Below are 15446 nucleotides of genomic sequence, written 5' to 3' on the forward strand. Positions count from 1 at the left end.
CGCTACGCCGAGCCCAACGAAACGGCGAGTGCCTGGATCCGGGTCAGCCAGGGCTGGGCCGGCGGCGGCTACGGCAGCCTGGCCATCCCCCGGATCGGCCACGAGGTGATCGTCTCCTTTCTCGAGGGCGACCCCGACCAGCCGCTGATCACCGGGCGCACCTACCACGCGGTCAACACGCCGCCGTACCCGCTGCCCGAGCACAAGACGCGTACCGTCATCCGTACCCAGAGCCACAAGGGCGAAGGCTTCAACGAGCTGCGCTTCGAGGACGAGGCCGACGAGGAGCAGATCTGGGTCCACGCCCAGAAGGACCTGGAGCTGCTCACCAATAACGACCGCACCGAGGAGATCGGTAACGACAGCTTCCTCACCGTGCATCACGACCGCATCGCGGAAATCGACAATGACGATCACCTGACGGTACATGGCCAGCGCCATACCCAGGTCGACGGCGACGATCACCTCATCGTCGACGCCAGCCGCCACGAGAAGTACGGCCGCGCCCAACTCATCGAGGCCGGCCAGGAGATACACCACCATGCCGGCAGCAAGACGGTCATTGACGCCGGAGCCGAGATTACGCTGAACGCCGGCGGCAGCTTTATCAAGCTCGACCCCAGCGGCGTCACCATCGTCGGCGCCCAGGTCAAGATCAACTCCGGCGGCAGCCCGGGAGTAGGGCGCGGGCAAGGGGCCGCAGGGGCACTGCTGCCGGGCGGTGCGACGCCGGAGAGTCATGAGGCGATCGCGCCCATCCGGCACGAGCAGTTGCTGTCGGCCGCCCAGCAGGGAGCGGCAGTAATCGAGATATGCCAGCGGCTGGCCACGGGCGAGGCGTCGAGTGTGGCGGCCTGTGCTCTAGGGGAGGAGTGTCCATGTCGCTGATGTCCGCTTCACGGGAGCAGGTGTTCTACCTGACCGACCTCGCACTGTTTCCCCAGGCGCATCGACAGATGTTCGAGGCGGACGATACGCCGACGTACCAGCTGTTGTACCTGCAGACCGCGTATCGTCAGCACGCCATGCATGGCCCTTTGCTGATCCTGCCCTCTACGCCACGCGCCGAGGCCATCCTGGCACGTTGGGTCGAGCAGGGCGTGGCCATTGCGATTCACTCGACTGCTTCCTTGGCCTCACTGGTCGAGCACTGGCGTAGCCTGACGCAAGTACGACGCCAGGCGGGGCCGCCGGCCCTGTTTCGCTACGCCGACCCGCGCTTGTACGCAGCGCTCGAGGGAGCGTTGAGCCAAGGCGACATTGCTCGCCTGCTGGGACCCGCCCGGCTGATGCATGGCGTTGCCGCCGGTCATGCGTGGCGTCTCGAGTCGCCAAATAGCCTGGATTGGGCTCCCTCGAGCGACGACTTCCTGCTGACATTTGCTCATCAACAATCCATGCAAGCCTGGCGAGAAGGCGTGTTCAGCCGGCAGCTGGCCGGTGAGCATGCGCTGACCGAGGCCTGCGTGGAGGCCTGGCTGGAGCAAATGCAGGAGCTGGCGCTGCCGACCGAGTACGCCCAGTGGGAAGGGTGTCGCGCGCTAGCCGAGGCGGACTGCCGACTCCCTCTTTCGCCGCAGCAAATGGACAGCCTGAAGCGCTATGCCGGTTCATGGCAGCAACGGCTCGCCCAACTGCGTGAACAGGTAGCGACATCGCACGAAGCGGATAAGGTGATCTCATGAGCGATACGCTAGCCCCACCCGTGCTACAGCCCAGCCGCTCTTCCCCGACGGGGGACAGCATGCCTGCCCATTGCTGCGTGAGCGTGACGGTGCTCATCGAGCATCGCGATACTCTGGGCCGGCCCTTGCCGGCAGGCACCGAAGTGGAGCTTTGCGATATCGGCCGCCAGACGTACCGAGCCCGAATCGACGCGGATGGGATAAGCCGTCACGAGGGAGTGACGCCCGGCAAGGTGGCCTGGCAACTGCTTGGCCGCGAGGGCCAGCATCTCGTCGCGGTCGACGACGTGCCGTGTGATCCGCGGTGGGCCGCGGCGGCTCCGCCGGAGTGCGATGTCGCCGCGGACGAAACCTCGCTACGCGCGGTCTACCTGCCGCCGCCCATCGGCATCAATCTGCGCGAAGAGGCGGCCCCGGAGGCATCGGATCGGCTCAGCGACGAGCAGCTTGAACAGCTGCGCCTGGCCGGCAACAACGCCACCCTGTTCCTGCACGGCTACAACGTGGCCTATGGCAGCTATCGGCACTTTGCCGGCTGGGAGCAGCGCGATGGCGTCACCGATAGGCCTCTGTTGGTTCCTTCGGGAAGTGCACGCGTTGCCACCATTCGACAGGATACGGATGGCCTGACCATTCCGCTTCCTCCCGGTCCTGGTAGGAATCATGCCATTTCTCCGTTCAGTGCCAATCCCGAGCAGGTCGAAGGGATGATCAACGGCAGCGGGGCGCACAACTGGTACGTCCACATGGAGTATCGACTCAATCGCGCCGCCGGCATGACCGACGACGATTGGCGTCCGTACACCCGCATCGTCGGGATCGCCTGGCCCGGCGACACCGGGGCGGTGGACTTCTTCCAGGCGGAACTCAACGCCATGGCCGCGGGGCGGCGTCTGGTGGCGCTGCTGGCCCAGCTTCATGATGCCGGCATAGCCATCAACGTGATCAGCCACTCCCTCGGGGCGCGTGTCATTCTTACCGCCCTCAACATTCTCGGCGAACAGGGCCAGCGCCAGGTGCTGGACAATCTCTACCTGTGGCAGCCCGCCGTGGCGGACAACGCCTTGGTGGACGACCCCTCGCAGGACAGCCACCCGCTGGGCATGGGCGTGTTCCCAGAGGCCCACAAGGCGGTACGCAAGGTGGTCGTGCTGCATTCCCAGGAGGACGGTATTCTCGGCCCGCCGCGAAGCGAGACGCCTGATTTCTGGCAGCGAATCCGGGACAGGATAACCACACCTCTCCAACTGGGCCGTTGGGTGGGAGGCGTCGTTCTTGCCAATGACCAGGTGGACGAGCTGATCGGCTCGGCGGGTGGGGCCTACGGCAAGAAGTGGTGGGTATTTCCCATCGGCCTGGCGGGACCCATCACGCAATACTATGTCGACAAGGCGCCGGCCCATACCGTGAGGCCACCGATTCCCAGCCAGCCACCGGCGGGGCCGGACCCCTACGGCAGGGAGCGCGCGGCGCGAGGCTGGCAAGCCTTCAGGGAACTGGCGATTCAGGAGGCGCGAGACGCCTTGGCCAGCGGCGAAGCGCTGCCCACCTATCGCTTGCTGGCGCCATTGGCGCACCACGCCGTGATCTCTGAAGCCTCAGCGGCCCGCTACATCGACAGCCTGGAGGCCCTGGTGAAAAGGCAGTGGCGGGCAGGGAAGACACCGCGCGCAGCGCTGGGGCATATTGGGTTTGGTGCGGTGAGGGTAGAGAATCGATTTATCGAGAGAAAGCTGGGTGATAAAGCGTATGACTTTGTTGATCAGACTTCTTGGCTGTTCGATCATTCAGGGATGCGAATTCCCAGCGATGAGATATTTGAAAAAAGTTATCAAGAGGGAGTTGTCAGGCCCTTGATAAGGGATAGTGGATTCGGTGATTATGAACCAATCTAGGAAAAAAATAATCGGGCTTGGGGCGGTCTTGTTCATATTCCTGGCTTTCGGAGTGTCGGCCTGGCAGTTCTTGGACAGGCTTGAGCCTGTTACGGCGCTCGGTGTATCCAGCGACGGAAGGTACGCAGTCACAACCCATCAGGACGGTAAGTTCGTGTTATGGGATATCGAGCGCAGGAAGCGGGAGGTGCTTTCCAGCGAGGCAAATATCTACAGCGCCTACTTTATTGAAGAGAGTGACGCCTTCTTGTGGCAGGGCCTTGATAATATCGTGCGCGTGCAGCGCGTTACTGGCGAGGTGATTGAAGAGTTCGAGCACTTTCCCACCTATGGACATGTAATGGATTCTACCTTGTCCAACTATCTGGCCTCCGATATCGACTGGAATATTTTTCACGGCCATGGAGAAGCGATGCGACCTGTCATGCAAGATGGCATTTCTCCCAGCTTCCAAGGATCAGGCAAGATATTGAAGATTACTCTCTCGGAGGAGGGACGTAAGTTCGTATCGGCAGGCCTGGGGGACCGCGAGAGCCCAAGCATTGAGGAAGTGGCTGCGGTGGCACCTGAGCGTCGTTTTAGCAACTATACGGGCGTGACGCTATGGGATCTCGATACCTTTCAACCCATCGCCATGTTGCCAGGAAACTCATACAAGGTAGATGCTACGATCAGCCCGGATGGGCAGTGGGTAGTCAGCGGTGACGAGAATACTCTAGGTTTTTTCTGGAAAACAGATTCGCCAGAAACTCGGTACCGAATGGCCAGCTATGATCACGGTATTTTTCGCGAAGGTCTTCCAGAAGGACTACAAGAAGACGAATACTGGGATGAAAGCCATCTGATAGCCGTGCCGAAATCCACCAAAGCTGATAAGTGGGGAAATACTCGTTCACTAGCCACGCCGACGACAATCGCTATCGCCTTTATCAACGGCAGCGAAGAGTTCCTGCGCATCGGCTATGCACATGACGACGGCGAGGGTATGAGTCGCACCTATGCCGCGCTATTCGAGGCAGGCAATCCCTGGCCGCAGGCTTATCTCGACCTAGGGAGAAACCCGTTCCCCTCGGTCAACAACTACTCACGCAACCTGAGCATCGACTCGGCGCCGGAAGCCAACCTGTTGGTCACTGGACAAGCGTTCGACGGCGGCATCAATGTCTATCGCTACGATCCCGAGACACGCACCCTGACGAAGGAGTGGGTGGGTCGGTGACGTCCCGACGTACCGTAGCAGGGCATACGACTCTCGCGGTTGCTCTAACCCTCAGCGTGGCGGCTTACGGATTCTTCTTGCACAGCCGGCTGGAACCTGTGACCTCGCTGAGCGTATCGTCGGATGGCCGCTACGTGGTCAGCATTCACGAAGATGCCCGGTTGGTGCTGTGGGATCTGGAGAAGCGAAAGCGGGAGGTGCTGTCGGAATCGGCCAATCTTTATAGCGCCTACTTTATTGAAGAGAGCGATGCCTTTCTGTGGCAGGATCTGGATGACGTCGTCCGTGTGCAGCGTATCGATGGGGAGGTGATCGAGGCCTTCGAGCACTTTCCCACCTATGGCCACGTGATGTCCTCTGACATGCAGGATTATCTCTCCGCAAATGAGACCTGGAATATCTATCACGGCCATGGCGATGCATTGCGCCCCGTATTGCGCGACAGCCGTAGCCCCAGCTTCACGGGAACGGGACAGGTGCTGAACCTGTCGATCGGTGGCCGTTACTTCGTCTCCGGCGGCTCGGGCAGTCCCGGCGGGGAGCTGGAGGATTCCCCGCCGGTGCGGGAAGAGAAGGCGTTCCGCTTCTCCTCCAGCTACGGTGGTGTCACGCTATGGAGTCTCGATACCCTGGCGCCCGTGGCGAAGCTGCCCGGCAACTCCTCAAAGACCTATGCCACCATCAGCCCGGACGGACAGTGGGTGATCAGCGGCGATGAGAATACCATCGGGCTGTTTTGGCACACTGATTCGCCAGAAAACCGCCAACGAATGGCTGACTATGATGGAGGTATTTATCTTGATGATGCCCCCTATGAAGAAGGTGATCCTAGAAATTGGGACACCAGCCAGCTGATCTCCGTGCCGGAGTCCAGCAAGCCGGACAAGTGGGGAAGTATCCGCTCTCTGGCGACTCCAACGACAATCGCTATCGCTTTTATCAACGGCAGCGAAGAGTTTCTGCGTATTGGCTATGCACATTATGAAAGCGGGGGCATGAGTCGCACCTATGCCGCGCTATTCGATGCAGGCAATCCTTGGCCGCAGGCTTATCTCGACCTAGGGAGAAGCCCGTTCCCCTCGGTCAACAACTACTCACGCAACCTGAGCATCGACTCGGCGCCGGAAGCCAACCTGTTGGTCACTGGACAAGCTTTCGAGGGCGGCATCAATGTCTATCGCTACGATCCCGATGCGCGCACCCTGACGAAGGAGTGGGTAGGCCGGTGACGTCCCGACGTACCGTAGCAGGGCGTACGACTCTCGCGGTTGCTATAACCCTCAGCGTGGCGGCTTACGGATTCTTCTTGCACAGCCGGCTGGAACCTGTGACCTCGCTGAGCGTGTCGACGGATGGTCGCTACGTGATCAGCGTGCATGAAGACTCTCGGCTTGTGCTATGGAACCTGGAGAAGCGGGAGCGAGAGGTACTATCGGAATCGGCCAACCTCTACAGCGCCTACTTTATTGACGAGAGTGACGCTTTCTTGTGGCAGGGCCTTGATAATATCGTTCGCGTGCAGCGCGTTACTGGCGAGGTGATCGAAGCATTCGAGCATTTTCCCACCTATGGACATGTAATGGATTCTACCTTGTCCAACTATCTGGCCTCCGATATCGACTGGAATATTTTTCACGGCCATGGAGAAGCGATGCGACCTGTCATGCAAGATGGCATTTCTCCCAGCTTCCAAGGATCAGGCAAGATATTGAAAATTACCCTCTCGGAGGAGGGACGTAAGTTCGTATCGGCAGGTCTGGGGGACCGCGAGAGCTTAAGCATTGAGGAAGTGGCTGCGGTGGCACCTGAGCGTCGTTTTAGCAACTATACGGGCGTGACGCTATGGGATCTCGATACCTTTCAACCCATCGCCATGTTGCCAGGAAACTCATACAAGGTAGATGCTACGATCAGCCCGGATGGGCAGTGGGCGGTAAGCGGTGACGAGAATACTCTGGGTTTTTTTTGGAACACAGATATACCAGAAATTCGCCATCGGATGGCAGACTATTTGAGTGGGGTTCTGCTTGAAGACTTGCCAGATGGACTGGAGACAGATGAGTATTGGGATAAAAGTGGTCTGATACCCGTGCCCGAGTCCAGCAGGCCGGACAAATGGGGAAATATTCGCTCCTTGACCACGCCGACGACAATCGCCATCGCCTTTATCAACGGCAGTGAAGAGTTCCTACGTATCGGCTATGCGCATGACGACGGCGAGGGTATGAGTCGCACCTATGCCGCGCTATTCGAGGCAGGCAATCCCTGGCCGCAGGCTTATCTCGACCTAGGGAGAAACCCGTTCCCCTCGGTCAACAACTACTCACGCAACCTGAGCATCGACTCGGCGCCGGAAGCCAACCTGTTGGTCACTGGACAAGCGTTCGACGGCGGCATCAATGTTTATCGCTACGATCCCGATGCGCGCACCCTGACGAAGGAGTGGGTAGGCCGGTGAGGCGCGGTCTTCGCCCGAGGGTGCGAATTGCAGCCAGCGATTGGCTGACCGTCGTTCCCCTCGAACACCATGACGCCTGCCGGGCTCGACTCAAGGCGTCACCTCGGAAAAGTTCACCTGCCTTGGTAGGCCACGCCGTCGGCGCCGAATAGGTAACAACGTTCGCCGGGAAGGCCCAGCTCGATCCGTTGTCCATCCGCCAGGTAGGCCAGCATCTCGCCATTGGCAGGCGTACGGCAGTGCGACGGCGACCGGGTCGAGCAGCTCGACGAAGACGGCGAACTCGCCGTCCTCAATGTCAGGTCGATGTCGCGCGAGACCTCTATCCCTTCGTAATCCTTGCCGATCCGGTCAGTGTCAGACGTCCCATGCGGCACCCTCCCCGACGGGACAGCGGGCGATGGCAATGCCGTGGGGCGGCAGCCGTAGCCGGCCTTCGCTCCAGGTGCCGTCGACCCAGGCCGGCGCATCGTCGAGCGGGCTCGCCTGGCCCGGTGCCGGTAGCTCGCGGGGGGCATCGTTGAAGTTGAGTGCTACCAGCAGCCGCTCTCGCGGCGCGTCACCGGGGTGGCTGCGCTCCAGGCACAGCACGCCGTCGCGCACCGGGTGGTAGCGAACCTCCCCCTTCACCAGCGCCATGTGCTCGCGACGGAAGGTGAGGAAGGCGCGATAGGCATTGAGCAGCGAATCGGGATCGCCATCCTGCTGGTTCATGGCCAGATCCAGGTGCTCGTCGGGCACCGGAAGCCAGGGCTGGCCCCGGGAGAAGTCGCCGTGCTGGGTAACGCCGCACCAAGGGTGGGGCGTGCGGCAGCCGTCGCGTCCTTTGTAGGCCGGCCAAAAGGTGATACCCGCCGGGTCGACGAGTTGCTCCAGGGTCAGCTCGGCCTCGGTCAAGCCCAGCTCCTCGCCCTGATAGAGGCATACGCTGCCGCGCTGAGTGAGCAGGAAGGCCATATAGAGGCGCAGCTTGGCCAGATCGCCTTCGGCGTGCCAGCGCGTGGCGACTCGAGGCACGTCGTGATTGCCCAGCGCCCAGCATGGCCAGCCGTCGCCGATGCACGCCTCCATGGCGGTCATCGTCCGATGCAGGAACACGGGGTCGTGGCGCTCGCCGAGCAGATCGAAGGAGTAGGCCATGTGCAGGCGGCGGCCGCCCTGCGTATAGGCGGCCATCACGTTCAGCGAATCGTCGTCGCCCACCTCGCCGAGGCCGGTGGTGCCGGGGTATTCGTCGAGCAGTGCGCGCAGCTGCTCAAGAAAGACCAGATTCTCCGGCTGGGTCTTGTCGTACAGATGTTGCTGGAAGCCGTAGGGGTTGTCCGGACGCACCCCGAGGAAGCTCTCCACCGCCTTGGTCCGCGGCGGGTTGTCCTTGAGTTCGCCGTGAGTGCAGAAGTTGATGGCGTCGAGGCGAAAGCCGTCGACACCGCGATCCAGCCAGAAGCGCACCTCGTCGAGGATCGCTTCGACTACCGCCGGGTTGCGGAAGTTGAGATCCGGCTGGCTGGCGAGGAAGTTGTGCAGGTAGTACTGGCAGCGGTGGGTATCCCACTGCCATGAGCTGCCGCCGAAGACCGACTGCCAGTTGGTGGGCGGGGAACCGTCGGGCTTGGCATCGGCCCAGACGTACCAGTCGGCCTTGGGGTTGTCGCGGCTCGCCCGGCTCTCGAGGAACCACGGGTGCTGATCGGAGGTATGCGACAGCACCTGATCGATTGTTACCTTCAAGCCGCGGGCATGTGCGGCCTTCACCAGACGGTCGAAGTCGTCCAGCGTGCCGAACATGGGGTCGACCCCGCGATAATCGGACACGTCGTAGCCGAAGTCCTTCATCGGCGAGGTGAAGAAGGGCGACAGCCAGATGGCATCGACCCCCAGCGAGGCGATGTAGTCGAGCTTGTCGATCACCCCCGGCAGGTCGCCGATACCGTCGCCATTGCTGTCCATGAAGCTGCGCGGATAGATCTGGTAGATCACTGCGCCGCGCCACCAATCCTGCCCCTGCTTGCCATGGATCGTCTGTCTGCTCATGTCGTGCCCCTGTCGGTGTCCTGGCATCGTCGGCAAAGGCCGTACCTGTGACGACAGCGATTGTGACGAAAATGCTCATGACAGGGTGACGTGAAGCGTCCCGGGGAAAACTTCTACGTCCTGCGCGGACCGGGCTAGACGGGGGGAGGCGGCTGGTTCCCCCCCCGATGCGGGAGAGCAGCTCGCCGGCCAGGGCGATGGCCTCCTCGCGGCTTTGTATGCGCTGATTCTGATGGAGAAAATAGTGATGGAAGCGAAACCACCGCGCATGGGGCTCGATCCGCTGCATGAGCAGGCCGGCGCGGTCGAGCGCTACCAGGCGTTGGGAAAGGCGCTCTAAAGGCCCAAACGCTCCTTCACCCGGCCGAAGGCGGCGAGTGCCGCTTCCAGGTCGTCGCGGGTCAGCGCTGCGGACATCTGGGTGCGGATGCGCGCCTTGCCCTGGGGGACCACCGGGTAGGAGAAGGCGATCACGTAGATCCCCTCCTTGAGCATTTCCTCGGCGAAGCGACCGGCAAGGCCGGCGTCGTGCAGCATCACGGGGACTATAGGGTGCTCACCGGGCAGCAGTTCGAAGCCAAGCCGCTCGAGCCCTTCGCGGAAGAAGGCGGTGTTCTCCTTAAGCCGCTCGCGCAACTCACGTGATTCCGCGGCGAGTTCGATGGCCTTCAGCGCGCCGGCGATTACCGGCGGTGCCACGGTATTGGAGAAGAGATACGGACGCGAGCGCTGGCGCAGCAGCTCGATCACCTCGCGCTTGCCGCTGGTGTAGCCGCCGCTGGCACCGCCCAGCGCCTTGCCCAGGGTGCCGGTGGTGATGTCGATGCGGTCCATGCAGCCGCGGTATTCATGGGTGCCGCGCCCGCCTTCGCCGAGGAAGCCGGTGGCGTGGCAATCGTCGAAATGCACGAGCGCCCCGTAGCGTTCGGCCAGGTTGCAGATCTCGTCGAGTCGGGCGATGTAGCCGTCCATGGAGAACACGCCGTCGGTGGTGATCAGCTTGAAACGGGCGCCGTCGCGTTCGGCGGCCTTGAGCTGCTGCTCCAGGTCGGCCATGTCGTTGTTGCGGTAACGATAGCGCTTGGCCTTGGACAGCCGGACACCGTCGATGATGCTGGCATGGTTGAGTTCATCGGAGATTACCGCATCCTCGGCGCCGAGCAGGGTCTCGAACAGCCCGCCGTTGGCGTCGAAGCAAGAGGGGTAGAGGATGGTGTCCTCCGTGCCGAGGAAGTCGGTCAGGCGCTGTTCGAGCTGCTTGTGCAGGCTTTGGGTACCGCAGATGAAACGCACAGAGGCCAGGCCGTAGCCCCACTCCTCGAGCCCGGCCCTGGCGGCGGCGTTGACCTCCGGGTGCTGGGCCAGGCCTAGGTAGTTGTTTGCGCACAGGTTGAGTACCTCCTGGCCGGCATTGATGCCCACATGCGCCCCCTGAGGCGTGGTCAGCTGGCGCTCGTGCTTGTACAGTCCGGCCTGGCGAATGGCGTCGAGCTCGCCGCGCAGGTGCTGCTGAAAGGCTCCGTACATGTCATGACTCCCAGTTGAGAACGACCTTGCTCGCTTCTCCGCTCAGCATGGCATCGAAGCCGCGCTGAAACTCGGTGTAAGGCAAACGATGGGTGATCACCGGCGAGATATCGAGGCCGGACTCGATCATCACCGACATCTTGTACCAGGTCTCGTACATCTCGCGGCCGTAGATTCCCTTCAATGTCAGCATGTTGAAGATTACCGTATTCCAGTCGATGCCGATCTCCTCGGTGGGGATGCCGAGCATGGCGATCTTGCCGCCGTGGCACATGTTGGCCAGCATGTCGCGCAGCGCGGCGGGGCTGCCGGACATTTCCAGGCCTACGTCAAAGCCCTCGGTGAGGCCCAGCTCGCGCTGCACGTCGGCAAGATTCTCGCGCCCGACGTTCACCGTGCGAGTGGCCCCCAGGCGAGAGGCCAGTTCCAGACGCCCCGGATTGAGATCGGTAATTACCACGTGGCGCGCGCCGGCATGACGGCATACCGCAGCGGCCATTGCGCCGATCGGCCCGGCGCCGGTGATCAGCACGTCCTCGCCGAGCAGATCGTACTGCAGCGCGGTGTGCACGGCGTTGCCCAATGGGTCGAACAGGGCGGCCACGTCGAGATCGATGCCCGGCTTGTGTTCCCACACGTTGGACATGGGCAGCGACACGTACTCGGCGAAGGCCCCCGGGCGATTCACCCCCACGCCGCTGGTGTGAGCGCACAAATGGCGGCGCCCGGCCAGACAGTTGCGGCAGCGGCCGCACACCACGTGGCCCTCGCCGGAAACGATCTGGCCCGGATGGAAGTCGTTGACGTTGGAGCCCACCTCGACGATCTCGCCGACGAACTCGTGTCCCACCACCATAGGCACGGGAATGGTCTTTTGCGCCCAGCTATCCCACTTGTAGATGTGCACGTCGGTGCCGCAGATCGCCGTGCGCTTCACCTTGATCAGCACGTCGTTGATGCCGACCTCGGGAGCCGGTACGTCTTCCAGCCATAGGCCGGGTGCCGCCTCCTTCTTGACCAGTGCTTTCATGTCGTTACCTTCTCGCTTGTCTTGGGTTCGGGGTTCAGGACAGGGTTCGGGTTTCGGGCAGAGTGTGGAGTGGACAGTGAATTCAGGAACGGTCAGTGGTGCTGGAATCGTCGGTGCGAACGGCGCTGGCAATTCGCATCGGGGTGTTTAGGATAAGAGAGTGATTTCCAGTATTGCAGAAACAATCCAATATACAAGATTAATTTCCCTTATGATGGAGTTCGCCTGCGCGCCGCCTCCTACGGCGCGGTTAGGCATCGGCTCCCAGGCATACGGTAGAGAGGAGCAGCGGGTGGAAGACAGAACAGCGGTGGAGTCTCCGGGCGAGGCGGGCAGCCAGGCCCTCTCCGGCCGTGTGATCGAACTGCGCAAGAAGCGTGGGCTCACGCTGGAACAGCTGGCAGCGGCTTCCGGTGTCAGTCGCTCGATGCTCAGCCAGATCGAGCGGGGCAGGGCCAATCCCACCCTGGCAGTGACGCTGCGCATCGCCCAGGCCTTCGGCATGAATATCGGCGACCTGGTGGACCAGCCGTGGACGGCGTCGCGCATCGAGGTGGTGCGCAGCGACGACACCAGCCAGTTGTTCCGTGACGACCACGAGTGCCGCATACGCACGCTCTCGCCGTTGCACATGGAGAAAAACGTCGAGTTCTACGAGATACGTCTCGCTCCCGGCGCCCGTTTGCACAGTGCGGCGCACTTCGAGGGAACGCGGGAACTGCTCACTGTCACGCGTGGCCGCGCCGCCGTACTGGCCGGCGACAACCGCTGCGAATTGAACCCCGGCGATTCGGCTCACTACCACGCCGACCTCGAACACACCATCGTGAACCGTGGCGACGAGGAGCTGATCGCCTTCCTTGTGGTGACCTATCAGTAAGCGGGCGAGCAGCAGAGCGGCTCGTCACTCCCTTTACGTTTGGCAATGAGGAGGCGCTGTGGCAGGCCTGGTCTATTGGCTGGACATGGCGGGCGTCATCGTGTTTGCGCTGTCGGGGGTGATACTCGCCTGTCGCTCGCGCATGGATCCGTTCGGCATGCTGGTGCTGGCCGCCGTCACCGGTATCGGCGGTGGCACCCTGCGCGACCTGGTGCTCGGCGTGCGTCCGGTGTTCTGGGTCGCCGATCCTACCTACCTGTGGGTGATCTTGGCCACGGTGGGTCTGTCCATCGTCGGCTTCCACTATATCCATCGTCTGTCGCGAGTATTCCTGCCGGTGGCCGATGCCTTCGGCCTGGCGCTGTTCACGGTGATCGGCGCGCACAAGGCGTTGCAGCTCGAGGCACCCGGTGTGGTGGCGGTATTGATGGGGCTGTTGACGGGCGTGGCGGGGGGCATGGTGCGTGAGGTGCTGGCGCGCCGCGTCCCCATGGTGCTGCGCCAGGAAGTCTACGCCACTGCCTCTATTGCCGGCGGCATCACCTACGTCGGGTTGGGGGCGCTGGGCGTTCCGCCGGGGATCGCCATCGGCTTGGCACTGGCCATGACGCTTGGGTTGCGCCTGGCGGCCATATACTGGGGAATTTCGCTGCCGGTCTTTGCCTGGGTCGTGATCCACCCGCCGGCGCCACCCCCGGACGCGATCGAATCGACGGAGAACGACGCGGGCAAGCGCGACAGGCGGGACCCTCCCCGATCCAAGGCCAGGGTACGCATGATCTCGCCCAAGCGGGCCCGGGAGAAGCGAGGCGCGGGCGATGCCTAGGTGGACGCGGCGCAGCTTCTTGGGTCGCGCCTACGCTCTGCTGCTGCTGGCCTGGCTGGCCGGCTGCGTCGCCCTGGCTCCGACGCCGACGCCCCGGGAGGCCGGCCGCGCTATCCAGGTCATCTACGATGCCGCTCTGCACGAACTGCCCCACGACAAGCAGCGCCACTATGCCCAGCGGCTCTATCGCATCGGAGGGGACCCGGCATATCTCGCTCCTATGGAGGCACACGGTCGTCGGCTGTTATCCCAGCTCCAGCATGACATCGCTGGGCTGGAGGAGCCCGGCCACGGGGCGGCCCGCGGACGGGAGATCGTTGCCGGGCATGCACGGCGCACCGCCAAGCAGCGTGCGCGCCAGGCCATGCTCTCTGAGTGGGGGGAGGTCGCCTTCGGCCGCCAGTTGCTTTTCCGCCTGATCCAGGCCGACTATTACGGCCTGCTGGTACGCTTGCCCGAGCATGACCGTGCGCTCGACTACCTGGCGAGCCTGGAGTGGCGAGCCTTTCTCACCGACCCCGAGGTTATCCGCATCTATGCGGCTCAGGTAGCGAACCAGACCGAATTCCTTCACCAGCTCGGTATCGTCGACCTGCGCCGCGAGGTTCGCGTTGCCTTCCAGAGGGTTTACCCCCCCACCGACACGGCGCTGCTGGACGAGGCCGCTTACCACAATCGACTCTACGGCATGACCCACGTGGTGATCGCCGACAGCCGCTACTATCAGCGCTGGGTGGAGCCCGAGCGACACGCCTGGATCCTGGACGCCTTCTCCAGAGAGATCGATCGCATCGTGAACGAGGCGACGGCGGACATTCAGGCCGAGGTGGCGCTGTCATTCCTGCTGGCCGGCCAGGCGAATCATCCCGCCGTGGGGCGTATACGTCAGGCCCTGGTCGCGGCGATCGATCCGCAGTCGGGCATCATCCCGTCGACTTCGGGCAGTACCGACCTGATTCACGGCGAGCATCGCAACGTGCTGGCGATCATGGTGCTCACCTGGCCGGGGCAGCTCCACCCCGGCCCCGACCTGTCACGGTGGCTACCAGAGTCCGAGCTGTTCCCGGTCGACGACGGAGAGCGGCAGCTGTGAGGCCAGGCGTGAGCGGATCAACTGGTAGGGCATGACCAGCGCAGGGTTCATCTCGCGCTTGGCCACCACATTGTCGATGTAGAAGGCGTTGCGTGTACCGTGTAGCTCGATGGGATCACCGATACGCGTGAAGCGGAAGCCCGACATGGCCAGCAGGCGGGGCAGCCGAGACGCCATCATGGCGAAGATGTGCCGACGCCCCACCAGTTCTACCAGGGCATGGGTGGCAAGGAACAGCGAGATGGTGATCAGTGGGAAGACTCGTCGCTCTTCCTCGGAAAAGGTGTAGGCGAGGCGTGTGTCGTCCAGGGTTTCGTGGCAAATGGGGCGGTTGCGGAAGGCTCGGGCCGTGGCGAAGCGTGATATTTCGCAGATTTCGTCGAGGGGCAGGCGACAGGGGTGCAGGGTGGCGTGGGTCAGGCTCGTACCACCGTATTCCTGCAATGGAAGCCGCAGGTCGGGCTGTTCAGGGTCAGGGTCGGGCAGGACCAGGCGGAAGCACCCCGCGTCGATGCCCGACTGTCGATGTACCATCAGGCAGTGCAAGGCACTGTCATCGTAGGCATCGAGCTCCATGTTGGAGACCCCGTTGTCGGGTGGGGTATAACCGATTTCCTGGCAGTAGACCTCATGCCTCAAGCGATAGACGCGCTGCCTGTCATCGTCGTTACTGGCCAGCTTGAGGGAAAACTCATCGAGCAGCCGTTCGAACTGACTGTTGCGGCTGGCCGTTCCCTGCGCGGGTGTCCTGCGGTTTCCCATCGGTGCACTCCTTGCGCTAGACGTGGTAGCGATTACG

The 15446-nt window shown here is 62.6% G+C and carries 13 protein-coding genes; 9 read left to right on the forward strand and 4 right to left on the reverse strand.

Annotated features, from left to right (window positions below):
• The 6 genes from CYJ07_RS11370 to CYJ07_RS11395 all read left to right on the forward strand — a co-directional run.
• A partial coding sequence (locus tag CYJ07_RS11370) for a type VI secretion system Vgr family protein (protein ID WP_156085493.1) occupies positions 1 to 888 on the forward strand: 888 nt, incomplete at its 5' end.
• Entirely contained in the window at positions 879 to 1685 is an 807-nt protein-coding gene (locus CYJ07_RS11375; RefSeq protein WP_197038332.1) for a DUF4123 domain-containing protein, read from the forward strand. The genes CYJ07_RS11370 and CYJ07_RS11375, both read left to right, overlap by 10 nt.
• The gene (locus tag CYJ07_RS11380; RefSeq protein ID WP_104203826.1) at positions 1682 to 3580 is read left to right on the forward strand and encodes an alpha/beta hydrolase; all 1899 of its coding nucleotides are present in this window, start codon (positions 1682 to 1684) and stop codon (positions 3578 to 3580) included. The genes CYJ07_RS11375 and CYJ07_RS11380 overlap by 4 nt, the downstream gene beginning before the upstream one ends.
• Positions 3552 to 4799: a WD40 repeat domain-containing protein gene (locus CYJ07_RS11385; protein WP_197038333.1), complete on the forward strand. Its 1248-nt coding sequence runs from the start codon at positions 3552 to 3554 to the stop codon at positions 4797 to 4799. The genes CYJ07_RS11380 and CYJ07_RS11385 overlap by 29 nt, the downstream gene beginning before the upstream one ends.
• 77 nt (positions 4800 to 4876) lie before the next feature.
• Positions 4877 to 6028, forward strand: a complete 1152-nt coding sequence (locus CYJ07_RS11390; protein ID WP_197038334.1) for a WD40 repeat domain-containing protein — start codon at positions 4877 to 4879, stop codon at positions 6026 to 6028.
• 77 nt (positions 6029 to 6105) lie between these two features.
• Positions 6106 to 7257, forward strand: a complete 1152-nt coding sequence (locus tag CYJ07_RS11395; protein WP_231489615.1) for a WD40 repeat domain-containing protein — start codon at positions 6106 to 6108, stop codon at positions 7255 to 7257.
• 357 nt (positions 7258 to 7614) lie between these two features.
• Here the strand turns inward: CYJ07_RS11395 and CYJ07_RS11400 are convergent, their stop codons facing one another.
• The 3 genes from CYJ07_RS11400 to tdh all read right to left on the reverse strand — a co-directional run bounded on the left by CYJ07_RS11400 (position 7615) and on the right by tdh (position 11848).
• Complete coding sequence (locus CYJ07_RS11400; protein WP_104203828.1) at positions 7615 to 9291, reverse strand: alpha-amylase family glycosyl hydrolase; 1677 nt, start codon at positions 9289 to 9291, stop codon at positions 7615 to 7617.
• Positions 9292 to 9627: 336 nt separating this feature from the next.
• On the reverse strand, positions 9628 to 10818 hold the full coding sequence (gene kbl, locus CYJ07_RS11405) for a glycine C-acetyltransferase (protein ID WP_104203829.1): 1191 nt from the start codon (positions 10816 to 10818) through the stop codon (positions 9628 to 9630).
• A gap of 1 nt (position 10819) precedes the next feature.
• Complete coding sequence (tdh, locus tag CYJ07_RS11410) at positions 10820 to 11848, reverse strand: L-threonine 3-dehydrogenase (RefSeq protein WP_104203830.1); 1029 nt, start codon at positions 11846 to 11848, stop codon at positions 10820 to 10822.
• 292 nt (positions 11849 to 12140) lie between these two features.
• Here tdh and CYJ07_RS11415 point away from each other — a divergent pair, with 292 nt between their 5' ends.
• The 3 genes from CYJ07_RS11415 to CYJ07_RS11425 are packed head-to-tail and all read left to right on the forward strand — an operon-like array spanning position 12141 to position 14647.
• A complete protein-coding gene (locus tag CYJ07_RS11415; RefSeq protein ID WP_231489616.1) occupies positions 12141 to 12728 on the forward strand; it encodes a helix-turn-helix domain-containing protein in 588 nt (195 codons plus the stop codon).
• Positions 12729 to 12786: 58 nt separating this feature from the next.
• Positions 12787 to 13554, forward strand: coding sequence for a trimeric intracellular cation channel family protein (locus CYJ07_RS11420; protein WP_104203831.1), 768 nt, complete (start codon positions 12787 to 12789; stop codon positions 13552 to 13554).
• A complete protein-coding gene (locus tag CYJ07_RS11425; protein ID WP_104203832.1) occupies positions 13547 to 14647 on the forward strand; it encodes a DUF3541 domain-containing protein in 1101 nt (366 codons plus the stop codon). The genes CYJ07_RS11420 and CYJ07_RS11425 overlap by 8 nt, the downstream gene beginning before the upstream one ends.
• Here the strand turns inward: CYJ07_RS11425 and CYJ07_RS11430 are convergent.
• Complete coding sequence (locus CYJ07_RS11430; protein ID WP_104203833.1) at positions 14597 to 15409, reverse strand: PEP-CTERM/exosortase system-associated acyltransferase; 813 nt, start codon at positions 15407 to 15409, stop codon at positions 14597 to 14599. The genes CYJ07_RS11425 and CYJ07_RS11430 overlap by 51 nt on opposite strands.
• Between the last annotated feature and the right edge of the window lie 37 nt (positions 15410 to 15446).

This window comes from Billgrantia saliphila (assembly GCF_002930105.1).
GTDB classification, from domain to species: Bacteria; Pseudomonadota; Gammaproteobacteria; order Pseudomonadales; family Halomonadaceae; genus Halomonas; species Halomonas saliphila.